This is a genomic window from Boseongicola sp. (assembly GCA_014075275.1).
Taxonomy (GTDB): domain Bacteria; phylum Pseudomonadota; class Alphaproteobacteria; order Rhodobacterales; family Rhodobacteraceae.
Window position 1 is genome coordinate 1,559,818 of the sequence record CP046179.1, and the last position, 24,066, is coordinate 1,583,883.

Genomic DNA, 24,066 nt, shown 5'->3' on the forward strand with positions numbered 1-24,066 from the left:
CTATGGCTTCAGAAATTTGGCACCGCCGGTATTGCGGTTGGGCATTAGAGTGCCCGGCGCGGCACGCACAAAAACACCGTCGGCCTGCCCCATTAAATCCTTCAGCTCCTGCAATGGTTTTTCCAGGTTCGTTCCCAAGGCAACACGACGCCCTTGAACCGTAGCCTTGGCGGACACGACGGATACAATCCGGGCCTCGCCGTCAACTTCTGCAAATATCGGCGCTCCAGATGATCCAAAATCGACATCACACGACACAATCAACGCGCCTCGTTGGCGCGCCAATACATGGCATACTTCTTGCAGCGAAAGAGTGTTCGAGCGGTCGTGGGCGTAAGAGACAACGCCCACATTCGCGCCCTTACGCGGCCTTGAGGCTATTTTGAAAGGCTGAACTTGCGATAATCGAATTTCGCTTTCCAACTCCAGCAGCGCCAGATCATTCGAAATACGCATCTCTCCCGAAGGTCCAGTGTATTCATACTCGGGATGGGTAATTGCGCGCCGGACTTTTCGATAGGCCAATGCCTTTCCATTGCGCCACCCGGCTAGAAACGTAATCTCACTGGCTGGCACCTGCTCGGCTGAACCCTGATCATAAAGACAGTGGGCTGCCGTCAATACCAGTCGAGAAGAAATCAAAGCGCCGGTGCACATACCGCCATAGCCGATATTCAGCCGTCCGACGGCCTCCCAACCCCGCGCCTCATAACTGGTCATCAGGGCCGTAAGCTCGGTTGCTGGTTTGCTCTCCGCCAACACAGGCGAGTTTATCGCTAAAGCCGCACAAAGTGCTGCAAACAATCGTTTCATTACGTCCCCTTCGCCACCAATAATCAGGCTAAAACGAAGATTGGACAAGATTATGACGTCGTTTTGATCATCGAATGTTGGGAATTGCCGCTATTTCGGGACTGTAGTTGCCCTGCATCGCAGACGGTTTCGGCCCACCCGTGGCCCAGTCCAGCAGTTCAACGGTATGAACAATCGGCACCTCGGTCCCGGACCCGATCTGCATCATACAACCAATGTTTCCTGCCGCAATTACTTCAGGAACTTTCGCTTCCAAAGTATTGATTTTACGCGCTTTCAGTTCTTTCGAGATCTTCGGTTGCGTCAAGTTATAAGTTCCCGCCGAACCACAGCACAAATGCGCATCAGCTGGCTCAACCACCTCATAACCGACCCGCTTCAACAAGTCCTTGGGGTAGGTCTTGATCTGTTGCCCGTGCTGCAATGAACAAGCCGCGTGATACGCCACCCGCATCTCTTCGGCCACATTTTCCGGCAAATCCAGCTTCATCAACACCTCGCTGACATCCATCGCCAGTTCACTCACCCGCGCCGCATCCGCAGCAAGCGGGTCATTGCGGAACATATGCCCGTAATCCTTCACCGTCGTGCCGCAACCCGACGTGTTGATCACAATCGCATCCAGCCCGCCTTTGCGACCCTCGGCCATCCATGCGTGAATGTTATTGGCCGCTGCCGCATGGCTCTCGTCTTCTTTGCCCATGTGATGCACCAGCGCGCCACAACACCCCATACCCTCGGCCACCACAATCTCGCACCCAAATCGCTGCAACAGCCGGATCGTCGCATCGTTGATATCGGTGTTCAGCGCCTTTTGCGCACAGCCGGTCATCAAGGCCACCCGCATCCGCTTTTGCCCATTGGGTTCGAAGGTTTGCGGATCGTCATTACGGCTGATCGGGGGCACCACCTTCGGTGCCATTTCCAACATCGCCTTCAGCCGATCATCCGGCACCAAGAACGCAAACGGCCGCCCGATTTTCGCTGCCAGCAACGCCAGCCGAAACCGTGTCGGGTAAGGTAAAATCTGCGCCAAAGTCCACCGCAAAATGCGCTCGAACAAGGGCCGCTTGTAGGTCTTCTCAATATGCGCCCGCGCATGATCCACCAGATGCATGTAATGCACGCCAGACGGGCACGTCGTCATGCACGCCAAGCACGACAGACACCGATCAATATGCTTCACCGTCTTCGCATCCGCCGGCCGGTCATTCTCCAGCATATCCTTGATCAGATAAATCCGCCCCCTAGGGCTGTCCAACTCGTCGCCAAACACCTGATAAGTCGGGCAGGTAGCCGTGCAGAACCCGCAATGCACGCAAGACCGCAATATCTCGTTCGACCGCTCAATCGCGGGAACCTTCAACCGCTCTTCAGTGAAATTCGTCTGCATTCTCAGCCCAACCCGGTAAAAATGAATAGATTGACAAAGGCCACTGTCACGACCGCAACCAGAGAGACCATCATCCGCCCCCAAATCGTCGTGTCCTGCTGCCATCTCAGATACGGAAGCAACACCAACCCAGCCACAGCAGCGCCCGCCACCCCGGGCAACACATAGGTCCCCAGCGGCCCACCGGACCCCGGCACCACCAACAACAACGCAAATCCCCCAGCCGCTAAAGCACCAGCCAACCGCCAGTCACTGTTCAGATAACCAGCAGTCACCGCCCCAAGGCACGGCAACAACACGAATGCAAAGGTCACACCATCCATCAGCCCATCACTCCCGGGTTCAATATCCCACGCGGATCAAACCGCGCCCGCAGCCCATCAGCCAGTTTCGCCAAAGGTGCAATCTCTGGTTGGAAAACCGGCACCGAGGCGCGTAATCCCTCCGGCTCTTTCACCAAAGTCGCATGACCACCAACGCCCGCGGCATAGCCCTGTAGCGCCTTATGCAACGCCTCGGCCCGCGCCTCGTCAGAAGCAACCCAAACCAATCCGCCGCCCCAATCCAGCAACGCATCAAACGCCATCCCTGCCACTGCCAAACCATCCAGCATCGCGGGCGCGTCGCTGGCTTTCAGCGACACGCGCCAAACACAAGCCTTGTCCTTAAACGCCTCAACATCGCGCACCCAGGCCCATCCAGCCTGAACACCATGCTCGCCGTCGCCACCCGAACGCCGCTCAATCTCACCAACACCATATCTTGCCAGCAAGTCCTTCAACCGCCCGGCCCGATACACCACGGAATTCTCAAATCCCTCGACCCGGATCATCGTCACCGGCGCACCATCCAGTCCAACCGGCACATGTGCCGCGCCCGACACTTCGAAAGGGGATGCCAAAGCCGCCGACATCGCCGCCACCGCATCGGCCACTGACAAGCCGTTCAACAACAATACAGCCGTCGCATCCGGCTTCGGCAACACCTTGAAACTAACTTCGCTCAACACACCCAACGTCCCGTAAGACCCCGCCATCAGCTTCACCAGATCATAGCCAGTGACGTTCTTCATCACCCGGCCACCGTTTTTCAGAACGTCCCCGCGCCCGTCGACAAATCGAACACCAATAAGCGAGTCCCGGCACGCCCCAGCCTGCAATCGACGCGGCCCCGAGACATTTGCCGCCACAACCCCGCCAATCGTTGGCTCGCCTTCGCTGCCCAGCAACACCCGATGATCCATTGGCTCAAAAGGCAACACCTGCCCTTCAGCCGCCAACGCTGCCTCAACCTCGGCCACCGGCGTTCCGGCACTGGCCACAATCGTCAACGCGCCCGGCTCATACAGCGATATCCCGGACAGCCCTGCGGTCGACAACACGTCCCCCTCAACATCAACCGAAAATCCCCGCGTGCCGCCGCCCCGAATGGCCAACGGCCCCTTGGCACCGGCAACCACCTCAGCCAGTTCACTTTCATCTCTCGGCGATAAAACCATCCGTCTTTCTTTCTGGGTAAAATACTCTGGGGGAGACGACCAAAGGTCGGGGGGGCAAAGCCCCATTGTCACGCCGCGTCCGGCACCCCTGCTCGCCTTGCCTCACTGGCGGCCAGCGGAAACACCTTCGAGGGATTCAAAAGCCAAGCGGGATCAAACACATCTTTCACCCGCATCTGGCTTTCCAAATCACCCGGCGCAAACTGCACATTCATCAGGTCGCGCTTTTCAATGCCAACCCCATGCTCGCCGGTCAGACACCCGCCGACCTCGACACACAGCTTCAGGATCTCAGCCCCCATCGCCTCGCAGGTCTCCAGATCGCCCGGCTTATTGGCATCAAACAGAATCAGCGGATGCATATTGCCATCCCCGGCATGAAATACATTGCCCACGTCCAGCCCGTATTCTTCCGACATCTCCCCGATCCGCCGCAGCACCATTGGCAGCGATGACACCGGGATCGTCCCATCCAGACACATGTAATCGTTGATTTGCCCCATAGCGCCAAAGGCCGACTTCCGGCCCAGCCAGATGCGCGCAGCTTCATCGGCGTCCCTGGCCTCGCGCATTTCCACGGGATCATGCTTGGCGGCAATCTGCTTGATCAACCCAAGCTGCTCGTCAATCTCGGCCTCGGACCCTTCAACTTCGACGATCAGCAAAGCTTCGCAATCGGGATATCCGGCCTCGGCGTGGCGATCGACCGCTTCGATCACCTTTTTGTCCATGTATTCAATCGCCACTGGCAGAACACCCGCTTTGATTATGTCGCTGACACAGGCCCCGGCAATCTCAGCACTGGAATAGCCGATCAAAACGGGCCGCGCGCCCTCGGGCTTTGGTAATATGCGCAATGTCGCCTCGGTCACCACACCCAATTGCCCTTCCGATCCACAGATCAGCCCCAGCCAATCATAGCCACCCGCATCCATATGCGCGCCGCCGATCTCGACCACCGTGCCGTCCATCATCACCATGGTGACGCCCAGAAGGTTGTTTGTTGTCACGCCGTATTTCAGGCAATGCGCCCCGCCCGAATTCATCGCCACGTTCCCGGCGATCGCACAAGCAAGCTGTGACGAAGGATCCGGCGCATAGAAGAACCCATCGCTTTCCACCGCGCCGGTCACCGACAAATTCGTGCGCCCCGATTGCACGCGAATAAAACGGTTGTCGTAGTCGGTCTCCAGAACATCGCTCAGCTTGTTGGCTACGCCCAGGATCACACAATCCGCTGTCGGCAACGCCCCGCCAGCCAAAGACGTGCCCGACCCACGCGGCACCACCGGCACCCCTTCCTCATGGCAAATCTTCAAAATCGCCGAGACCTCTTCGGTGGTCGCAGGCAAAACCGCACAAAGCGGCGGGCAACGGTAAGCCGTCAGCGCATCGCACTCGTAAGCCCGCGTCTCCATCTCGTCCGAGATCACCGCATCAATGGGCAGAACCTCTTTCAGCCGGGCAATCAGCTTCGGCTTCAGCGCCAAAATGCGCGGATCGGGCTTTGGCATTTCCATCGCGAGAATCTCCTGAACGGCAAATTGGTAATAATATATAACCAATTATTGACTAACGCAAGATGACACCGCAGCATAGTCTGCGCCCATGACGATATTTGACCGCCTCGCCCTTTTTACTTCCCTCGATATCGCCGCCGCGCTCTTTCTCGGCGCTTGCTGGCTGATCATCGGCTGGGTTATCGAAAACCCGCCCGCCGCGCGGCCCTCGACCAGCGTCTTGATGGACCAGTATCGCAAGGAATGGATGGTCGAGGCTCTGAACCGTGATGTGCGCATCTTTGATGCCCAGATCATCGCCAGCTTGCGTCAGGGCACCGCCTTTTTCGCCACAACGTCACTGTTCGCACTTGGCGCCGTCCTCGCCCTCATCGGCAACACCGATCCGCTGCAAGGCGTCGCGCAAGAACTGACCGCACAGGAAGTCCCCATCATCGTGTGGCAAATGAAGCTGATCGTGGTCGTCCTGTTCCTGACCCACGCCTTCCTGCGATTCGCGTGGTCAAACCGCATGTATGCCTACGCCTCGGTCATGCTGGCGGCAATTCCCAACGACCCCAACGCCAGTTTGCGTTCGCGGCAAGCAGGCGAACTTAACAAACGCTCAACCCTCAACTTCAACCGCGGCCTGCGCTCTATCTATTTCGCCCTTGGCACTATTGCCTGGCTTCTCGGCCCTGTCCCGCTCTTTATTACCACCCTCCTCACCGTCGCCTTCATGCTGGAACGCGAGTTCATGTCCGGCGCCCGCCGCGCCCTTCTGGAAAGTGAAATGGCCAATGACCCGGATTAAACTCGCCCTGATCGCAACCCTCGCTGCGACACCTGCCATCGCCGATCCTGCCAAGATCGAGAACGCAACTGCCACAGCCAGCGGCAACGCATGGACTGTCTCGGTCACCCTTCGCCATGGCGACGCCGGCTGGGACGATTACGCCGACGGTTGGCGCGTTGTTACCGAGGATGGCACGATTTTGGGCACCCGCACACTTTTTCACCCTCACGTCAACGAACAACCCTTCACCCGGTCGCAGTCCGGCATCGAGATCCCCGCTGATATGGCCCAGGTCTTCATCGAAGCCAGCACCAATACTGACGGCTGGGCAATGGAACGGTATACACTGATCCTAGATCGCTAACGGATCAGTGGCGTCCGACCCCGGAACGCCATCTAAGGCGTTAACACCGCCCTAACCGACCGTTCGATGCGCACCGACGTAATACCGACGTCATACCGACGCGATACCGATGCCGGGAAAATCCCATTTCTCAACATCGCCCTTGCCCTTTGCATCCGCCAAAGGCAGAAGGTGCCCGCACCTTAAAACGGGAAGAACCGATGATCCTTTACCCTGCAATTGACCTCAAAGACGGCCAGTGCGTTCGGCTTTTGAAGGGTGAAATGGACGCTGCGACCGTGTTCAGTGACAATCCCGCAGCTCAGGCTCAAGCCTTTGAAACTGCTGGTGCAAAATGGGTTCACCTGGTCGATCTGAACGGCGCTTTTGCGGGCAAACCGGTAAACGGCGACGCGGTTGAAAGCATTCTGGACACCCTCACAGTACCGGCCCAGCTTGGCGGCGGTATCCGTGACATGGCCACAATCGAGATGTGGCTGTCCAAAGGCCTCGCCCGCGTCATCCTCGGGACCGTCGCCGTCGAAGACCCAACCCTCGTCCACGAAGCCGCCAAGGCCTTCCCGGGCCAAGTCGCCATAGGCCTCGACGCCCGCAACGGCTATGTCGCAACCCGCGGCTGGGCCGAAGATACCGAAGTGCAAGTCACTGACCTTGCACGCTCTTTTGAAGACGCAGGTATCGCCGCCATTATCTATACTGACATCAATCGCGATGGTGCTATGGCGGGTCCGAATATCACGGCGACCGAAGGGCTGGCTCGCGCGGTTGATATCCCGGTCATCGCTTCCGGCGGCGTGTCCTCAATGACCGATCTTTCGCAGTTGAAAGAAACCAACGTCATCTCCGGCGCCATCTCGGGCCGCGCCTTATACGATGGCGCGATTGACCTGGCCGAGGCGCTTGCCTTCCTGGATCGCTGATCGCATTGCCGCGACACCATTGATATTCAATCGAAAATCCTTACTTCGCCAAATATCCGCAACGCACCCTTTCCTAGTGTATACTGAACACCCCTGAACCCAGATCCCAGTTTTCGCCCGCGTCAGTGTTCCGCTGGATAACCGTCCCCAACCGCGCTAAAGACGGCCCATGTTGAAGACCCGCATCATCCCCTGCCTCGATGTCGCCGACGGGCGCGTTGTCAAAGGCGTCAATTTCGTCGATCTGATCGATGCGGGCGATCCGGTCGAGGCCGCCATTGCCTATAATGCTGCCGGGGCAGACGAATTGTGCTTCCTCGACATCAAGGCAACCCACGAGAATCGTGGAACAATGTATGAGCTGGCTACGCGTACGGCTGAACAATGCTTTATGCCCCTAACGATCGGCGGCGGAGTTCGCACCGTTGATGATGTCCGGAAGTTGCTTCTGGCCGGTGCTGATAAAGTTAGCTTCAATTCGGCTGCTGTCGCAAATCCGGAAGTCGTTTCACAGGCTGCCGAAAGATTTGGCAGCCAATGCATTGTCGTGGCTATTGATGCGAAGACCGTAGAACCTGGACGATGGGAGATTTTCACCCACGGCGGTCGCCGCGCTACCGGAATTGATGCAATCGAATTCGCAAACACCGTTGTGGCCATGGGCGCCGGAGAGATACTGCTGACGTCCATGGATCGCGACGGAACCCGTGCCGGTTTCAACCTGCCGCTGACCCGTGCCGTTTCTGATGCGGTTTCCGTTCCTGTCATCGCAAGTGGGGGTGTGGGGACACTGGACCACCTCGTCGAAGGGGTAACCGAGGGTGGAGCAAGCGCCGTTCTTGCTGCATCTATTTTCCATTTTGGCGATTACACCATTGGTCAGGCTAAGACACATATGGCGAATGCCGGAATAAACGTGAGGCTGTCATGAATTCACTCGAACGCCTGTCACAGACCATACAGGCTCGAAAATCTGCGTCACCTGACACATCGTGGACCGCAAAACTTTTGTCGGCCGGCCCGGAAATCGCTGCCGGGAAGTTTGGAGAAGAAGCCGTCGAGGCGATCATCGAGGCCATCAAAGGTGACCGGGCGCGCCTTACGTCCGAAGCTGCCGACGTCGTCTACCATTTATTGGTCATGCTGGCGACGCGCGACTTGACCCTGGAAGATATCATTGCAGAACTGGAAGGCCGTGAGGGCCAATCGGGGATTGCTGAAAAGGCTTCCCGAGACACCTGACGCGCCTCTCGAACTTCCTACAATTTTCGGCCACGAGATCTCCATTCGGCCAGCGATCTGTAAATGGAAAAAGACGCCCGAGACAGAAGTCCGGGCGCCAGTAACGGAACGAGGGACAGTGAATTGCGACCCGAGTGTTCCGAACTCGCGTCACCTTATTCAGATGGGCATTGAAGATCCCGCTGAAAAGAGAATGTCGCAAACATGTGAACACCCCTTTAATTGGTGTGCAGCTACGCCTGCAAAACTGATGGCCAATTGGCATTGGCCGCGGAGATATGGCTGCGCTTCCTGACGCTCCACAATGCACGCACGGATTTCGAGAAATTCAAATACAACTTGTCCTCAAATACCGACCAGGCCGCCGGGTCTGTGGTCGCTGTATAGCCCTTTGAAACCGCATAGGCACAATATCCGCCATACAGCGGTGCATATTTATCTGGGTTGGCATCAAACATGCTCTTGTTCTCTGCTGAAGCAAACTGAACGGTTGCTCCATTCCACTCTGACGAAAATGCGGCATCGCCTTTTACGGGTTCTTCCATGGTGAAATATGCCACAGGGTCATACCCATTTATTGCGACTCCACTGGTGGCAAAAACGGGTGGCTTGGCGGCAAAGGCGGTCGTTGGCAGTAATGTAACGGCAGGAATGGCGGCGGCCGTGGCAAGTATGAAAGAGCGGCGTGTCAACATCAGGTCAAATCCTTGGTTCTATCTGTCTGCAAGGAAGATGGCGCGGTGATGGTTGTTGTGAAAGTGCCTTCGCGCCCATGTGATCCTGCGCCCTTCAGCCCGTGATAATTGTTACAAAATCTAATCGAATATATCCAGAATATCGTCCAAAATGTCATCTGCAGCCTCTGCCGCACGCGACATGAAATAATCTCCAAGGCCACTTTGACGTCGCTTTTGTTTTTTTGGGGCCCTGTGTCCCTTGGTTTTTCGGCTTTTCTTGCGGATACGCGACGGAGGCACTAATTCACGATCTCCGCGCGTTTCTACTCTTAGCATTTTTAGCTCATGCAATGGTGCTCCACAGTTTGAGCATGCCAGTTCATGACGCGTTTTGCCCGTCAGTACCAGCGCAGCACGCGTCCCACAGTAACAACAAGTCGCAATTTTAGTCGGAGCTGGCATGAATTCCCTTTAGCGGCGCTGTGCAGCATACAAGGAGACCGCAGCAGCATTTGAAACGTTCAGCGACCCAAACTGACCGGCAAACGGGATTCTGGCCAAAATATCGCAAGTCTCTTTGGTTTTGTCGCGCAGACCAGGCCCTTCTGCTCCCAACACTAGCGCAAGTGGCCGGCCTCCTGCGGAGGACAATGCAGCGTCCAGAGTTTGCTCTGCTTCACCGTCCAAGCCCACAAGCACAAACCCGGCCTGACCAAGCGCAACCATGGTTGACGCCAGATTACGCACTCGAAGGTAGGGCTGCCGCTCAAGCGCCCCCGACGCGGTTTTGGCCAGAGCTCCGGTTTCCGGCGCAGCGTGACGTGCCGTCGCAATCACGGCCCTAGCACCAAAGACTTCAGCTGAGCGTAAGATGGCACCGACATTATGGGGATCCGTCACCCGATCCAGACACAAAACAATGCCGCTCGGCCCAACGTCGGCCAGAAGATCGATTTCATTTCCCCAGTTCAGTGTCTTAACTTCCAACGCCGCGCCCTGATGCACAGTTCCCGCTTCGAACTTCACCGGAAACTTTCGAGGGTCAGCCACCTCAGGCTCCAACCCACCCGCAACGATCGCATCTCCTAGTCGGTCTGCGGCATTGCGGGTCACAACCAGACGAACCTTTTCCCGCGCAGGGTTCAGAAGTGCATCGCGAACCGCGTGAAGACCGAACAACCAAATAGTCTCGGACGCTGCCACGCGGCGCGCTTTTTCCTTTTCGATGACCCACGGTGGCTTCTTCATAGCGACTGCTCCTGAACTTCTGAGCAGTCTTGAAGCGGCAGGCCCCGGAAAACAAGCCTGAAGCGCCGCTAGAGCGACAGGATTGCACCGTTATGGCTACGCGTTTTTTATGTTGACCAACCGCTGGCACAGGGATATCTGACCGCGCGGACCAGACGTCTGGTCCGCAGTGGGCGACAGGCCGCAAGGTGTGGCAGGGGACTGTAACTCCCTCGCGGAGACGCACGCCTGGTTCGATTCCAGGGTCGCCCACCATTTAATCTCTGTAAAACTGACGATATTGCGCACGTGCGAAATAGTGATTATATTTCCGTGAGTTAGCGGGGTGTGGGGCGCCTGAAACCTCATGAATCATCTCTGATATCAGCGCTTTCGGCGTTGTTTTAGGGAATGTCTCAGCGAGCCATTTACGCGTTAGGTCTTGAATTGGTCAATACGAACTCAAAGTTGCGCAAATCCAAGGACGCGACGCTGCTCAGCCCAATCCAAAGGCAGATCGGGGAGTGCGCGTGGTGTTTTCGCGTTGAGAGTGGATCGCTGGCGACCTTCCAGAATAGCGGTTGAGATGTCTGGCGCTAGTCAGGCCAGCGGTAGAATGCGGCTGACAGAACCACTGCGCAGACCCTCGCATTCCGTGATCTGCTGAATCGACGACGCCCTTCCCTCCAAGAGTTCTCGGGCCCATCGTTTTGCATCGGCGACAAGTCCAATGAGATCCTGATCTTGCTGCGGGGAATTTTCGGCTGCAATGATGATCGGCTTGGCGCAGCCACTCTGACGTTTTTGGAACGGGATCTCGAAGGTTGCGGGTATTGGAGTATGAGCAGCATCAGGTTCTGCGAGCGCCGCGAGGTTCAGCGAGACGATTAACCGATCTCGTTGCGCGTCGATCCGATCCATAATGCTCAGGAAGTTTTGCGCCAGAACATCGCCCTCTGTTGCATCCGATGCCAATCGAAGCCTTTTAATTGCCTGTAAGATTTCGGCCAAACTTCCTTCGCTCTCGTGGCTGCTGACTTGATTAGACAACCAGCGCTTATCGGCCAGCCGCTCTTTCAGCGCATTCATCACAACTCGCTCGATCTCCTTCGCAGACAAGCGCTCAATCTCTGTTTTGTCTTCCGAACCGGACGCTGTGGTTGTGTAATACCAGTATCGCTTCGTCCGGACTGCGCCATCAGTGAGGATTGACTTACTGGCGTAAGTCGTTCGCATCGCTCGACCTTTGGCATCAAACAGAACCCCAACCAGAAGACGCTTCGCTGGCCGTCGAACCGCATTGATTGTCTTGCCGCCATGATCCGCCAATTGGGTTTGAACCAACTTCCAAGTGGCCTCATCGATGACTGCCTCATGCAACCCTTCGTGCATCTCCTCCTTGTGACGAACCTTGCCGATTTAAATTGGGTTGCGCAGAATGTTGTAGAGCGCACTGCGCGAGAAGAATGTACCGCCACTAACCTTTCCAAGCCGATTGGTTCGTTGTTTGCTGACGTTCCCCAACGCATCCAGCCGCGCGGACAATTGGCGTACCGATCCCGAGGACAGGTATTCAGCAAAGATGGTCCGGATGGCAGCAGCTTCATCCACATTCACCACAAGCTCTTTGTCGATCACATCGTACCCCAGCGGAACACTGTCCGTCGTCAGGGTTTTGGGAACCAAGAGTTGCTTAAACAAGTAAAGAGTTTGGCTCGTCTGGTTGATGTTATTATGCGGCGCGCTGTCTGTGATGCAAGCGCCGCGCTTCGAGCGTCTTTCGTTTGATCCTTTCCCGTTGTCTTAGAATGGCTTTGTCACGCCCGAAGTAGACGTCGGCGGGTGTGACGTTGTTCAGGCTCTCGTGGTAGCGCTTGTGATTGTAGTGATCGACGAAGGCTTCGATCTGAGTTTCGAGGTCTCCCGGAAGGAAGTAGTTCTCCAATAGGATGCGGTTCTTCAGGGTTTGATGCCACCTCTCGATCTTGCCCTGTGTCTGGGGATGATATGGTGCGCCCCGAGAATGCTTCATGCCTTTGTCCTGCAGCCATTCAGCCAGATCGCCAGAGACGTAACTGGACCCGTTGTCGCTGAGGAGGCGGGGTTTGTGGATGACGTGAACCTGATCGCACCCTGATGCTTGTAGCGCCAAATCCAGGGTGTCCGTCACGTCCTCTGCCCGCATGTTCGTGCAGAGTTTCCACGAGATGATGTAGCGGCTGTAGTCGTCCAGGATTGTGCTGAGATAGAACCAGCCCCAGCCAAGCACTTTGAGATAGGTGAAGTCGGTTTGCCAAAGCTGGTTGATCGCAGTGGTCTTGTCTTTGAACTCGTTTGCCGCCTTGAGCACGATAAAGGCCGGGCTGGTGATCAGATCGTGGGCCTTCAGGGCCCGATAGACTGAAGATTCCGAGACGAAGTAGCGCTCCCGATCCGTGAACGTCACTGCCAGTTCGCGCGGCGACAGCTCCGTCTCCTGCAGCGCCAGCTTGACGACCTTGCGCCGGACTTCGTCGGGGATGCGGTTCCAGACATGTCTGGGCTTAGGCGCTTGATCCACAAGGCCAGCGTCGCCGCGCTGCCGATACCGATCATACCAACGGTAAAATGTGGTGCGGGGGATGCCCAGCTTTGCCAATGTTCGACGAGCAGACAAATGCGACCCCTCAACAAGCCGGATGATCTCCAACTTCTCAGATGCAGCATACCTCATTCTTGGTCGCCCCCACCGCCGGTCATGCTTTTTTTGAGAAGACGCAGTTCCAGTGTTTGCTCGGCAACGACCTCCTTCAGGTCTCGGGCTTCGCGGCGCAGGTCCTTGACTTCGTCGGTCGTAGCCGCACGCGCCGTATCTCCAGCAAGCCGCCGTTTGCCAGCTTCCATGAAGTCCTTGGACCATTTGTAGTAGATACCTTGAGATATTCCCTCACGACGGCACAACTCAGCAATGCTGTCTTCGCCACGCAAGCCATCCAGCACGATCCGGATCTTCTCTTCTGACGAATACTGTTTGCGCGTCACGCGCTTGATCTCTTTGACGATCTTCTCGCCGGGGCTCCTGCGAATTCCAGTTGTCTGTCTCATGTCCCACTCCTCAGTGGTTACGATGAGCCAACAAAACTCTCTTATCAAATTAACCTAATTGGACCCATAGGCGCTGACTTCAGACACATCGCTGGCTTCACGTTCTACGTCAGTTGCTATCAGGCTGAGATTATCCGGGGCGGGATTATGAGTCTTCCTGCAGGGCAAGACGAAGCTGCCAAGGCCCTTGGATTGAACTTTATCCAAAGGATGAGCCGCATTATTCTGCCACAGGCATTCAAGGTAACTCTGCCATCGACAATCAATCAAATCGTCATAATTTTCCTTGAAACGCCGCTTATCGTCATAATCGGGTTTTTCGAAGTATTGGCCTCTGGCGCTGCCGCTTTTGGGACCGCCGAGTGGGGTATCGCAGCCGAAGAAGTCTATATATTCATTGGCATCATATTCTTCGTGTTCTCGCTAAGTCTCTCGCGCTATGGCGCCAGTCTAGAAGCTCGGCTCGCCCGGTCAGATCAACGCTAGCTGCCAGAGTTCTCAACCGTGAGGTGCACAGTGTGTGTTTAATTGGACTAGGCCCTGAAACCACAGAGGGGCCGCTTTCATGACACCAACGTCCACTATCAATCGCGACAAGACGCTCACGAAAGGGATCATGATCGCGGAGTATCTCGTGGACGTTGGAGCGCCCAAAGGCGTGACCGAGATTGCCAGGAACCTAAAGCTGTCAAAGTCAAACACGTTCCGCATTTTACAGACGCTTGTAGATATGGGGTATGTGAAACACGATCAAAGCAGGCTGTATTCAGCGACGGCCCGGTTCTGGCAAATTGGTTGCCGGTGGGCCGATAGTCTCGACGTTCGCTCGCAGGCTGCAAGCGATATGCTATTGCTTTCTCGCAGTACTGACGCGTCAGTCTATTTGGCGGTGCGCGAAGGCATTAATGTGGTTTACATAGATAAGCTTGAAGGCCGAATTCCGGTTCCATCGTGGAATTCAGTTGGAGGTATTGCACCTATCCACTGCGTTGCAGTGGGAAAAGCGCTGCTTGCAGCAGATTTCGATAACATCCGTGGTATGATAGTCGAACCCCTCCCTAGATATACAACACAAACACTGACCACTTTGGCCGAGCTCGAACGCGATGTCTTTGGCACTCAAAAACGCGGGTATGCGCGCGACCGTTGCGAATTCAGAGAGCAAACCCTAAGCGTCGCTGCCGCCATCACGGATAGGCAAGGCAACTCAATTGCGGCAATAGGTGTTTCTACGCCTGCCAAACAGTTCTCAAATTTAACAGAAAGTGAAATTGGGAGGCTGACCGTCAACGCAGCGCGCTCGATTGCGGCCAAGCTAACTGTCAACTTTGTTGGGAACCCATAGTCACTTTTTGAGCGTGGGATTCCAAAGTACTTGAGATTGAATTTCGGGCGCTGTGTTTAGCTGACTAGTCCCGTATACTATTTCGATCCCATAATATGGATTATTTTCGGCGACTTTATTTCATCCGACTTGAAGCGCCGCGCCGCAGAAACTGCAAGTTCAGTCGAACGGCAGCTAAGGCCTGTTCGAAACATCGGCTCATCGCGTACATTAGCCTGAACAGTGCGACAAGACAGGACAGCGATGTGCTCAAAGTTGTCTCTCGTCATGTAGCGATAAACCGAGATAATTGCGACCATCACGGTGTTAGCTATCAGGCGAACGAAAGGCGCGGGGTGATTGTCCACAGAATTCGGTGAATGCCCTCGTAAAGGCGCTTCGGCTTTGAAACCCAAGTCTTTGAGCAATCTTTTTGACTGGTTCATTCCCGTCGAGCAACATTTGACTGGCTCGCGCCATACGCAGTTCTCGCAGAAATGACATTGGCGCCTGACCATAGGCGTTGCTGAACTGTTCCGCGAAACGCGACCGGCTCATACCCGCGAATTCAGCTAACCTTTCAAGTGAATGCTTTCTCCCGGGATCATCCAACATTGCCCGCAAAGCCTGCCACAGATTTGGATCGGCCAATCCGGTCAACCAGATAAGTGCAGGGTCTCCGGCCTCGAGGCGTTTGCGCAATATCTCGAAAACGCACTGCAAAAGCATAAGACGCACCATAGCTTGGCTTCCGGTGCGACGTCCTGTGACTTCATCAATGATGCCCAGCACTGCCCGCTCCGCTATCGAGGACTTTTCGACGTCTAAAAAAAGTGGTGAACGCAACAAATTGACCAGACCGTTGATATTGCGAATACCTAAGGTAACTGCGCCGCACAGTACAATCATTTTTCCGTTGCCTTCGCCTTTGGCAACCAAGCGCTCCAGCTCCAAGTCAGACGTGACATCGATTCTTGCGCTGGCATCAGATAGGCCATCATTCACCAAGCTGTGCCGGCTCCCGGCGGGCACTAAGACAACCCGTCCCGAACGCAGCGCGACATCGGCCATGGCGTGGATCTTCAGCTTTCCGGTTCCAGCCAGGACGTAATGCCATACGGCCTCGGGTCGTTTTCCCAAGTTCAGATCGCAGGCACCTTCCAGCGAACAGACCGCAAATGGTTCTGCCTGGATATCCAGTTCACTCAAAACGTGATTGTGAGGTTTCAGCATGTTCGCAATCTGGCACGTTTGGATGTTTGGGTGCATCACAAAACCGTGAGCGCAGTAAATGTTACATCTTCAGGACGAAAAGGCACAAGACCCATGTCTAACCTTGGTGACCACTTAACCAAAGGAGGGAAGATATGTGTAATAACCACAGTCCTGACGACAACCCGAAATTCACCCGACGGCAGGCCATTGCAGGGACCGCCGCAGTTGGTGCAACAGCCGCTGCAACCATCGCTGGCTCGGCCGCGCAGGCACAGGATAATCCCTATGCAGATCCGGCCAATCCCGCGCTGCCCGCGAGCGATATGGTAATAGATAAATCGCGGGTTGCGCTTGTAATCACCGATCCGCAGAACGATTTTCTCAGTCCGGAAGGCGTAACTTGGGGTGTTGTTGGCGCCAGTGTCGAAAGTAACAATACCGTTGCCAATATCGAAAGCCTTTTCAAGGCGGCTAAGGCGGCGGACATTACTGTCGCAGTCTCGCCCCACTACTACTATCCGACTGACAAGGGCTGGAAATTTGAAGGCGCTCTCGAAAAACTGATGCACAAGATTGGCATGTTCGATCGCGCAGATCCGTTAAGCCTTGAAGGGTTCGAAGGTTCAGGCGCCGATTTCCTGGAGCAATACAAACCCTATATCCATGACGGTAAAACGATCGTTTCCTCACCCCACAAACTCTACGGCCCAGAGCACAACGACCTTGCTCTGCAGCTGCGCAAGAACGGTATTGATCAGGTGATCCTGGCTGGAATGTCGGCAAACCTGTGTACCGAAAGCCATCTTCGCGAATTACTGGAGCAGGGTTTCGAAGTGGCAGTTGTCAAAGACGGAACGGCAGCTGCGATGCTTCCGGAAGGCGACGGCTACCTCGCTGCACTAACCAACTTCCGCTACATCGCCAACGCGCTTTGGACAACGGATGAAGTGGTTTCGATGCTGAGCTGATGCACGCATCTGAGATGAATTAACAAAACTACGGAGTAAGATACTATGAAACTTGCAAAACTTTTCACCACAGTCGCTGTTGGTCTCGGAATTGTACTTTCACCAACAATATCAACAGCTTCATCCAACACGTCCTTGGTATTGCAGATGTACGGAGAAGGCGAACAGGTTGGAAACCTGGCGGATGTTTCCGCCCGTGTCGGCATCTCGCTAAGCGCGCAAGATGTTGGGTTTGCGCTGACGGATTTCGCATGTCACGAAATGGATGTCATCGACCCGACAACCAAACTCAAACTAGGTCGGGGAATTGACTGTTTGGCCGACATCACGCCGGATGAAAATGGCGGACTGACACTAACCGGCGTTTCGATTTTCATGCTTCCCGGAGGAACAATCGTTTCCATGGGCGCAACCAGTCTGCCCTCCTTCATCGATGGCTGGGGATCAGGGGATGGAGCGCGCTCACATATCACCGGCGGATTCCCCACAGTTGATAATGTTATTGCCACTACTGGTGACTTCTCTGACATGTCTGGCAAGGCGCGCCTGTCCGGTATGATCCGAGCTGGTGGCGAGAAGATGATGTTCGACTGTCTCTTCGTGGTTGATTTGCAAGGCGCGTAGCCAATTGCATCGCATTAACTGCGATACTGACCTCTTGGCAAAATACTAAAAAGTTGAAGAAGCACCGAGATTTGTCCCGGTGCTTCATTTTTTGAGACGAGATGAACTGAAATCGAAGATTAGCTATTCATTTGAAAAACGGCTGATTTGTTCCACACTGCGTCATCCATCAAGTGCCGGTCTTCGCCAGCGCAGCGAAAGTCTCCTTTGACTGGCCGTGTCGCCGCAATCTTGTCCGGCGTTCAATGTCCGCTTTCCGCCCAACCCGATCAATACAAGGTTCACCGAACACGCAGAACAACCAGACTTCCACTAGGAGATAATAGATAAGGGGTGGGTGTACAGGTGGATCCTTGTAGATCAATATCAGTTAAATAATTGAATTAGTACAATTTTTTAATAATTAGTGGTGCCCCCACACGGACTCGAACCGCGGACCTACTGATTACAAATCAGTTGCTCTACCAGCTGAGCTATAGGGGCACGCGGGTTCCTCTAAGACCTTCCGCGCATCAACGCAAGTCCCTTGATTAAACCCGGCGCAACATTGATCTGGCAACCAGCGCAACAGCCACCAAGCTGACCAGGATAACCATGAATGCCGGCGGCGCGGCATCGGCGATTTTCTCAAGGCTGGCCTGCTCATATGCGCGCGTTGCAAGGGTGTTGAAATTAAAGGGCCGCAGCAAAAGAGTTGCCGGCAATTCTTTGACACAATCAACAAAAACCAACAGCAAAGCCGTCGCCAGCGAGCCGCGCATCAGGGGTAAATAGACCCTCCACAAGGTTCCGCGCGCCGTCTGCCCCAGTGTGCGCGCCGCAAGTGGCAGCCCCGGCGCCACACGTCCCATTGCCGCGTCCACAGTGCCTTGCGCGACGGCGAAAAACCGCACCCCATAGGCATAGATCAGCACGATGGTCCCGCCCGTCAAAAACAACCCGGGGTCCCAGCCTGTCATGCCCAAAACCGCATCAGCAACCTGGTTATCGAACGCCGCCAGTGGGATCAGCAAGCCCAGCGCCAAGACCGCGCCAGGCGCAGCATATCCAATGGTGGTGACCGGAAGCAGTTGCGACGGCAATCGTCGCCCCGACAGACGCGCCCCATAGACCAGGAAAACAGCCGCAACGACGGTCAATAAAGCCGCCGCGCCGCCGACAAATACGGTATTGATCAAAGCATCGACAAGGCCCGGCGCAAACCAACGTTCCGGGCGGCTTAACGTGTGGTATCCTAAGACCAGAATTGGCAATGCAAACCCTGCCAACACCGGCACCAAACACAGCACTGTCGCAGCCCAGGCCCCAGCTCCGTTCAGAGTCTGGCGCACAGGCACTCGATCAACCCGTATCGCACGATAGAAACGTGCCTTACGGCGGCCAATTCGTTCAAACGCAACCAAAACCAGAATGATCGTCAGGATCAGGCTGGCAATCTGTGCGGCGCCGCCCGCGTTTCCGCCATCCAGCCAAACCGAAAATATGCCGGTGGTCAGGGTCTGGACACCAAAGAAATCGACGGTGCCAAAGTCATTGACCGTTTCCATCATGACGATGGCAACTCCGGCAACAATGGTTGGTCGCGCCAGGGGCACACCAACGCGCAGGAACTGCCGCAGGCCCCCGGCCCCAAGAGCGCGCGCTACCTCGTGGGCACTGCCCGATTGTTCGCGAAAACCGGCGCGCGCCAAAAGATAGACATATGGATACAGCGATGCCGTCAAAACAAAGATCGCCCCGCCCCGGGATCGAATGTCCGGAAACAGATAGTCGCGGGCACTTTCCCAGCCAAATAAACTTCGCATCGCCGTCTGAACCGGGCCGGAAAACTCAAGGAAATCCACCAGAGCATAAGCGCCCAGATACCCCGGCACGGCCAACGGCATCAAAAGCAGCCACTCTAACCACCGCACTCCGGGAAAACGATACATCACCACCAGCCAGGCGCTGACAGACCCGATCACGGCCGACAGACAGGCCACCGATAGCATCACCACCAATGTATTGCCCAAATAGCGCGGTAACGTCGTTGCCAGCAGGTGCGGCCAGATATTTTCGCTGGGATGCGCGGCAATCCAAAGAACAGACACAATCGGCATTAGAACCAAAGCAGCAATGACCGCTGTCCCCCAGGACCAGATCGAGGGCGCGGACCAGTGCTTAGGCGTTACTTGAGTCTTTTCGTCGGTCATCACACCCCGCCCTAGCGCGAAACGTCTTTCCCTGTCCAGCGACCAGCGCTAGGCTGCGGCAAAAGATGTGAGCGGCGGAGCAGCTGAGACCCATGCAGAACCTATTCCATCTCGGCGCGCACTGCACCGACGACGGGCTATTGATCAAATCTATATTGCGCAACCGCGGACCGCTTTCCAGCGAAGGCATTTTGGTCCCGGGTCCCGGACGCTATCGCGAATTGCTCGGCGACGCTTCTACAACCTTGCGCGGCGAACCTGCCAGCGAAGACACCGAAGCGATGTTGATGGAAGTGGTCTGCGACGACGACAGCGCCGATCGCATTATCTTATCCAGCGAGAACTTCCTGTGCCGATCCAAAGTCGCACTGGGCGCGGACGGACTTTATCCCAAGGCAGCCAAGTCAGCATGGCTGCGAAATTGCTTTCCAAACCACGATGTCGAATTTGCCATTGCCATCCGCAACCCGGCCCTCCTGGTTCCCGATATTCTTGCCGGGCTAAACGACGTCGAACAGCAAGAAACACTGACCGAGCTTTCGCCCTTTACACTTCGCTGGTCAGACGTCGTTGCCGATATTCTGGAAGCCAATCCAGACACTCGTCTCACAGTGTGGTGCCACGAAGATGCCCCTTATATCTGGAGCGAAATTCTGCGCGAATTGACGGCACACGATCCCTACACAACCCTTGAAGGCGCCTATGACATGGCGGAGGCGATGATGACACCAGTTGGTGTCGACCGGCTGAAATCTTTTGTCGAAGGGCATAGCGACCTGACCGAGTCCCGACGAAGAAAGGCCATCGCGGCCTTCCTTGAAGCCCATGTCCGCGAAAAAGCCGAGGACACAACACCGGATACTCCTCTGCTGGATTGGTCGGACAAACTCTGCACCGACCTCACCGCCTATTATGACGAAGATGTCACGCGCATTGCCGCTCTTCCCCGGGTGACATTCATCGAACCCTGAACCGCCTTCCAGGCTTCTTCTGTCTAAAAATACTTTGGGGGAGGTGCGAAAGCGCCGGGGGCAAAGCCCCTCTTACATCCCCAAAGCCTCTTTATACATATCCAAGACCGCCTCTTCTTCGGCGATATCATCCTTGTCGCGTTTTCTAAGCGCAATCACCTTGCGCATGACCTTGGTATCATAGCCGCGCCCCTTGGCTTCAGCCATGACTTCTTTCTGTTGGTCCGCGATGTCACGCTTTTCCGCCTCAAGACGCTCAAACCGCTCGATAAACTGGCGCAATTCGTCTGCTGTCACACGGTAAGAATTGTCGATGACGCTGTCGTTCATGTTCTAAGGCCCTCAATTGCGAAACACACCGGCGACGACTAACTGCCCCCTCTTGCGGCTGCAAGGGCTTGCAGCGCTTGGTTGTGCGGTTTAGGCGAGACCCCGTGGGATTTTCGATCAAAGGACTGAACGCTCGTGGAAATCTTGATCTGGGTAGGGACTGCATTGGCGCTGCTGGGTGTTGCCGGTCTGGTTTACTGTGTGCTCATTGCGCTCAAGGCAAAAAAAGAAGGCCTGGAGGGAGCTGCGCTCCAGACCAGACTGCAAAAGGTCGTGGCATTGAACATGGCCGCTCTGGGCATCTCGGCGATTGGATTAATGTGCGTGGTTCTGGGCATTTTCCTGTCCTAGCCACCAAGCGCCGCAAACCCCTTTTCAGCACGGATCAAATCCTGGAATATCGGCGATGGCGGTGACAGCCGTGCATTATCGCGAGACAAAGCCATCAACATATCCCGCACAGATACCAGCCCCATTAAGTCGGCAGCGAACATGACGCCGCCGGTTCGACGGGCAAACCCCAGACCATGAATGGCAACCAAATCAATGTCGCTGGGTGTCGACGCCGTGCCATCAGCCAGCATATGCGCACCGGCCCCGGCCATGGCTGAAACACACCGCATGCGAATGTCCCCATCCGAGACCTGCCGCGCATTCACGCCCTTGCGCCGCCGCTCGGCGTCCATCAACGCTTCAACATCCGGATCTTCGACACCTTTGCGCCCGCGTTGCCGATAAAGATAAAAGCCCTTGCCATTCACCCGGCCCATACGTCCGGTTTCAGCCAGTAACGCAGCCAGATCGGCGTCGTCCGTGCGTCGACGACTGCGCACCAGACCCACACTATCGCGCCAGGCAAACGAACCCAGCGGCAGCCCCCAGTCCTGAAGTGCAGCATCAACTTGCGCGATACGGGCACCCTCTTCCACACAGATATCGGCCGCCGCGTGCAATGCCTCGGCAATACGCTGTCCAATTCCAGCTGGCCCCGGTCCCGTTGTGACCACCATCCGGTCAAGTTTTCGGGCCAGCGCCCGCGCAGTGGCAAGCGCGCGTGTCCCTGTGGCTTCGCCAGGAATAATTTCGGCCAGGCGGTTCTGGCGGAACCCGGAATACATGCGAAACCCAACCACGTCCGACGGGCGTCGGGTGACCGCCGCCAGCGTGGCCACATCGACAGCTTCGGTGCCAGTGGCAAAAACGGCCCCGGCTTTCATCACCCCATCCAGTTCCGACACCAGCGATTTCGAAATCGTCGGTCCGGGGTCAATCACCACATCGACGTTCGCCAAAGTACGAAATCCGCAAACCGCGTTCAAACGGTCCAGCGTGGACTCGACCTGATCTTCCCTCATCTTACCAGCGGCCAGCATGGCATCGTAATGTTCAATAATCCGGGTCACGCCGGACTCAAGTGCTTCGTCGCTTCGCTCGGCGACCGTCACGGAAAAACCCGCATCCAGACAGGCCACGGCAATCTCGCTGCCAATCCCTCGCGCACCGACCAATCCAACTACATTCAAAGGACGCGATGGCACGCGCCCTTCGCTGCGCGAAGCTGCAATCAAACGCCGTTCGGCACCAAAGACGTGCCGCAGCGCCTGCGAGTGATCGGAAACAACCAAATCCTCAAAAGCCGACATCTCCAGGCCACGGCCAACATCATAAGGCAGAAGCAATGCCGCCTCGACGCATTCGATCATCCGCAGCGGCGCATCCAAAGCTGACGCTTCAGCAACGCGCCGGTGCTCGGCAACAGCCTCTAAAAATGCGCCACCGTCACCCAATCTGTCCCGCCGCTTCGAGCTTCGCAGTGATGCAAAGCCGGATTCGGCCAATTTCAATGCTTGAACCTTTGCCGCTTCGATAACGTTGCCTTCAGCCAATGCATCAAGCAGCCCTATTTTCGCGGCAGATTTCCCATTTACGGCGCGTCCACTTAGAAGCAAGCGCAAGGCAGCCAATCCACCGATCACTTTCGGCAGCCGCTGCGTGCCACCGGCACCTGGAACCAATCCAATTGTTATCTCAGGCGCGCCCAGCTTTACATCCGCACCGCCAACCCGTGAATGTGCAGCAAGCGCCAATTCCAATCCATTGCCCAAAGCCGGCCCTGTAATTGCAGCAACAACGGGCTTGTCCATGTCTTCGATAAAATCGCAAAGGTCTCCTAGATCTGGCGCGCCGTCCTCACTGTCGGCAATTGCATCCAGACCCGTTCCAATGGCAAAAGTCCCAGCTTCGCCGGCAATAACGATCGCACGACAATCACCGTCGTCCAAAGCGGTCCGCAGCTTCTGCTTCAATGCAGAACGAACACGTGGAACCAGCGCCCTCGTTGGCGGGTTCGAGATGGTAACGACCGTGACCTTGTCCGGCGTGGAGTCGGCGTTATCCGCCAGTTCTTTCATATCTTTCCCGCCTGCCCGAGCTCTTTAAACCTCTACGCCAAACCGTAGAAAACACAAGAATTCGGCGGCGCGATTTCACAAAGTGTTGCCCATTACATTGATCAGAGCAATGGCTGCCGACAAAGTAAAACCTGCAAATTCAGACAGGCACATTATCCCACATTTCGTCGTCATCGACAGCAGTGGCGTCAGCCGTATTCCGAACTGAATGGGATTCATGCTCGCGGTTTGTCTCCGGCTGCCCCATTTTCCGGCGCAATCGCGCCTTAACGTGATCCGCCTTGGACGGATCCGCCAATAGTGAATCAACCAGTTCGCCAACTTCGTCAGTCCAGTTCGTCGGTCGCACAATTACAGTCTTCATGATGTCCTCCCTAAAGGCTTCGGCCCCTTGCCCCCCGAAGAGATTTTTGTCGTCGATCATTTATTCGCCACGAAATTTCGTGGCCACCTCGGTTAAGTTCCGAATGTATTTACGATTCGCTTAAATTTTGTGACGAATCTATGCGTTTTGATGA

27 protein-coding genes and 2 tRNA genes are annotated in these 24,066 nt (G+C 55.8%); 12 read left to right on the forward strand and 17 right to left on the reverse strand.

Going from position 1 to position 24,066, the window contains the following annotated elements:
• The 5 genes from GKR98_07835 to GKR98_07855 form a co-directional block, all read right to left on the reverse strand.
• Positions 1-813: a trypsin-like serine protease gene (locus GKR98_07835; GenBank protein ID QMU58113.1), complete on the reverse strand. Its 813-nt coding sequence runs from the start codon at positions 811-813 to the stop codon at positions 1-3.
• Positions 814-880: 67 nt separating this feature from the next.
• Positions 881-2,206 (reverse strand): glycolate oxidase subunit GlcF, encoded by a 1,326-nt coding sequence (gene glcF / locus GKR98_07840; GenBank protein QMU58114.1) that lies wholly within the window; start codon positions 2,204-2,206, stop codon positions 881-883.
• 2 nt (positions 2,207-2,208) lie between these two features.
• Complete coding sequence (locus GKR98_07845; GenBank protein ID QMU58115.1) at positions 2,209-2,529, reverse strand: hypothetical protein; 321 nt, start codon at positions 2,527-2,529, stop codon at positions 2,209-2,211.
• On the reverse strand, positions 2,529-3,704 hold the full coding sequence (locus GKR98_07850; GenBank protein ID QMU58116.1) for an FAD-binding protein: 1,176 nt from the start codon (positions 3,702-3,704) through the stop codon (positions 2,529-2,531). Before GKR98_07850 ends, GKR98_07845 begins: the two co-directional genes overlap by 1 nt.
• Positions 3,705-3,772: 68 nt before the next feature.
• Positions 3,773-5,224, reverse strand: a complete 1,452-nt coding sequence (locus GKR98_07855) for an FAD-binding protein (GenBank protein QMU58117.1) — start codon at positions 5,222-5,224, stop codon at positions 3,773-3,775.
• Between the two features lie 88 nt (positions 5,225-5,312).
• Here GKR98_07855 and GKR98_07860 point away from each other — a divergent pair, with 88 nt between their 5' ends.
• The 5 genes from GKR98_07860 (at position 5,313) to GKR98_07880 (ending at position 8,525) form a co-directional block, all read left to right on the forward strand.
• Complete coding sequence (locus tag GKR98_07860; protein QMU58118.1) at positions 5,313-6,017, forward strand: DUF599 family protein; 705 nt, start codon at positions 5,313-5,315, stop codon at positions 6,015-6,017.
• On the forward strand, positions 6,004-6,363 hold the full coding sequence (locus GKR98_07865; GenBank protein ID QMU58119.1) for a hypothetical protein: 360 nt from the start codon (positions 6,004-6,006) through the stop codon (positions 6,361-6,363). The genes GKR98_07860 and GKR98_07865 overlap by 14 nt, the downstream gene beginning before the upstream one ends.
• A 200-nt stretch (positions 6,364-6,563) precedes the next feature.
• Positions 6,564-7,283, forward strand: a complete 720-nt coding sequence (gene hisA / locus GKR98_07870) for a 1-(5-phosphoribosyl)-5-[(5-phosphoribosylamino)methylideneamino]imidazole-4-carboxamide isomerase (GenBank protein QMU58120.1) — start codon at positions 6,564-6,566, stop codon at positions 7,281-7,283.
• A 169-nt stretch (positions 7,284-7,452) separates the two neighbouring features.
• Positions 7,453-8,214: an imidazole glycerol phosphate synthase subunit HisF gene (gene hisF, locus GKR98_07875; protein ID QMU58121.1), complete on the forward strand. Its 762-nt coding sequence runs from the start codon at positions 7,453-7,455 to the stop codon at positions 8,212-8,214.
• On the forward strand, positions 8,211-8,525 hold the full coding sequence (locus GKR98_07880; GenBank protein ID QMU58122.1) for a phosphoribosyl-ATP diphosphatase: 315 nt from the start codon (positions 8,211-8,213) through the stop codon (positions 8,523-8,525). The genes hisF and GKR98_07880 overlap by 4 nt, the downstream gene beginning before the upstream one ends.
• 233 nt (positions 8,526-8,758) lie before the next feature.
• On the opposite strand, the gene GKR98_07885 is transcribed toward GKR98_07880, so the two are convergent.
• The 3 genes from GKR98_07885 to rlmB form a co-directional block, all read right to left on the reverse strand.
• A complete protein-coding gene (locus GKR98_07885; protein ID QMU58123.1) occupies positions 8,759-9,220 on the reverse strand; it encodes a YHS domain-containing protein in 462 nt (153 codons plus the stop codon).
• A 120-nt stretch (positions 9,221-9,340) separates the two neighbouring features.
• Entirely contained in the window at positions 9,341-9,664 is a 324-nt protein-coding gene (locus GKR98_07890; GenBank protein ID QMU58124.1) for a hypothetical protein, read from the reverse strand.
• Between the two features lie 9 nt (positions 9,665-9,673).
• On the reverse strand, positions 9,674-10,450 hold the full coding sequence (gene rlmB, locus GKR98_07895) for a 23S rRNA (guanosine(2251)-2'-O)-methyltransferase RlmB (protein ID QMU58125.1): 777 nt from the start codon (positions 10,448-10,450) through the stop codon (positions 9,674-9,676).
• 171 nt (positions 10,451-10,621) lie between these two features.
• Here rlmB and GKR98_07900 point away from each other — a divergent pair.
• Positions 10,622-10,705 (forward strand) — tRNA-Tyr (locus GKR98_07900).
• Positions 10,706-11,029: 324 nt separating this feature from the next.
• On the opposite strand, the gene GKR98_07905 is transcribed toward GKR98_07900, so the two are convergent.
• The 3 genes from GKR98_07905 to GKR98_07915 all read right to left on the reverse strand — a co-directional run bounded on the left by GKR98_07905 (position 11,030) and on the right by GKR98_07915 (position 13,513).
• Positions 11,030-11,821, reverse strand: coding sequence for a hypothetical protein (locus tag GKR98_07905; protein ID QMU58126.1), 792 nt, complete (start codon positions 11,819-11,821; stop codon positions 11,030-11,032).
• 27 nt (positions 11,822-11,848) lie between these two features.
• Positions 11,849-12,184, reverse strand: coding sequence for a hypothetical protein (locus tag GKR98_07910; GenBank protein QMU58127.1), 336 nt, complete (start codon positions 12,182-12,184; stop codon positions 11,849-11,851).
• Positions 12,162-13,513, reverse strand: a protein-coding gene (locus GKR98_07915; GenBank protein QMU58128.1) for an IS3 family transposase whose coding sequence is annotated in 2 segments (ribosomal slippage) — positions 12,162-13,175 and positions 13,178-13,513 — 1,350 coding nt in all. Because the reading frame shifts where the segments join, the coding sequence is not laid out codon by codon here. The genes GKR98_07910 and GKR98_07915 overlap by 23 nt, the downstream gene beginning before the upstream one ends.
• On the opposite strand from GKR98_07915, the gene GKR98_07920 reads away from it, so the two are divergent.
• Together GKR98_07920 and GKR98_07925 are read left to right on the forward strand one after the other, a co-directional pair.
• A complete protein-coding gene (locus tag GKR98_07920) occupies positions 13,433-13,999 on the forward strand; it encodes an ABC transporter permease subunit (protein QMU58129.1) in 567 nt (188 codons plus the stop codon). The genes GKR98_07915 and GKR98_07920 overlap by 81 nt on opposite strands.
• Positions 14,000-14,078: 79 nt before the next feature.
• On the forward strand, positions 14,079-14,858 hold the full coding sequence (locus GKR98_07925; protein ID QMU58130.1) for a helix-turn-helix domain-containing protein: 780 nt from the start codon (positions 14,079-14,081) through the stop codon (positions 14,856-14,858).
• A gap of 306 nt (positions 14,859-15,164) precedes the next feature.
• On the opposite strand, the gene GKR98_07930 is transcribed toward GKR98_07925, so the two are convergent.
• Entirely contained in the window at positions 15,165-16,070 is a 906-nt protein-coding gene (locus tag GKR98_07930; protein QMU58131.1) for a helix-turn-helix domain-containing protein, read from the reverse strand.
• A 134-nt stretch (positions 16,071-16,204) separates the two neighbouring features.
• Here GKR98_07930 and GKR98_07935 point away from each other — a divergent pair, with 134 nt between their 5' ends.
• Together GKR98_07935 and GKR98_07940 are read left to right on the forward strand one after the other, a co-directional pair.
• Entirely contained in the window at positions 16,205-17,020 is an 816-nt protein-coding gene (locus GKR98_07935) for an isochorismatase family protein (GenBank protein ID QMU58132.1), read from the forward strand.
• 45 nt (positions 17,021-17,065) lie between these two features.
• The gene (locus GKR98_07940) at positions 17,066-17,644 is read left to right on the forward strand and encodes a hypothetical protein (GenBank protein ID QMU58133.1); all 579 of its coding nucleotides are present in this window, start codon (positions 17,066-17,068) and stop codon (positions 17,642-17,644) included.
• Positions 17,645-18,051: 407 nt separating this feature from the next.
• Here GKR98_07940 and GKR98_07945 read toward each other — a convergent pair.
• A tRNA-Thr gene (locus tag GKR98_07945) sits at positions 18,052-18,127 on the reverse strand.
• A gap of 47 nt (positions 18,128-18,174) precedes the next feature.
• Positions 18,175-19,836: an ABC transporter permease subunit gene (locus GKR98_07950; GenBank protein QMU58134.1), complete on the reverse strand. Its 1,662-nt coding sequence runs from the start codon at positions 19,834-19,836 to the stop codon at positions 18,175-18,177.
• Positions 19,837-19,928: 92 nt separating this feature from the next.
• Between GKR98_07950 and GKR98_07955 the strand changes: the two genes are divergently transcribed.
• Positions 19,929-20,807 (forward strand): hypothetical protein, encoded by an 879-nt coding sequence (locus tag GKR98_07955; protein ID QMU58135.1) that lies wholly within the window; start codon positions 19,929-19,931, stop codon positions 20,805-20,807.
• Between the two features lie 72 nt (positions 20,808-20,879).
• Here the strand turns inward: GKR98_07955 and GKR98_07960 are convergent, their stop codons facing one another.
• On the reverse strand, positions 20,880-21,137 hold the full coding sequence (locus GKR98_07960) for a DUF2312 domain-containing protein (GenBank protein QMU58136.1): 258 nt from the start codon (positions 21,135-21,137) through the stop codon (positions 20,880-20,882).
• Between the two features lie 135 nt (positions 21,138-21,272).
• On the opposite strand from GKR98_07960, the gene GKR98_07965 reads away from it, so the two are divergent.
• Positions 21,273-21,488 (forward strand): hypothetical protein, encoded by a 216-nt coding sequence (locus GKR98_07965; GenBank protein ID QMU58137.1) that lies wholly within the window; start codon positions 21,273-21,275, stop codon positions 21,486-21,488.
• Here GKR98_07965 and GKR98_07970 read toward each other — a convergent pair.
• The gene (locus tag GKR98_07970) at positions 21,485-23,548 is read right to left on the reverse strand and encodes a hypothetical protein (protein ID QMU58138.1); all 2,064 of its coding nucleotides are present in this window, start codon (positions 23,546-23,548) and stop codon (positions 21,485-21,487) included. The genes GKR98_07965 and GKR98_07970 overlap by 4 nt on opposite strands.
• A gap of 139 nt (positions 23,549-23,687) precedes the next feature.
• Entirely contained in the window at positions 23,688-23,912 is a 225-nt protein-coding gene (locus GKR98_07975; GenBank protein QMU58139.1) for a hypothetical protein, read from the reverse strand.
• Positions 23,913-24,066: the final 154 nt, after the last annotated feature.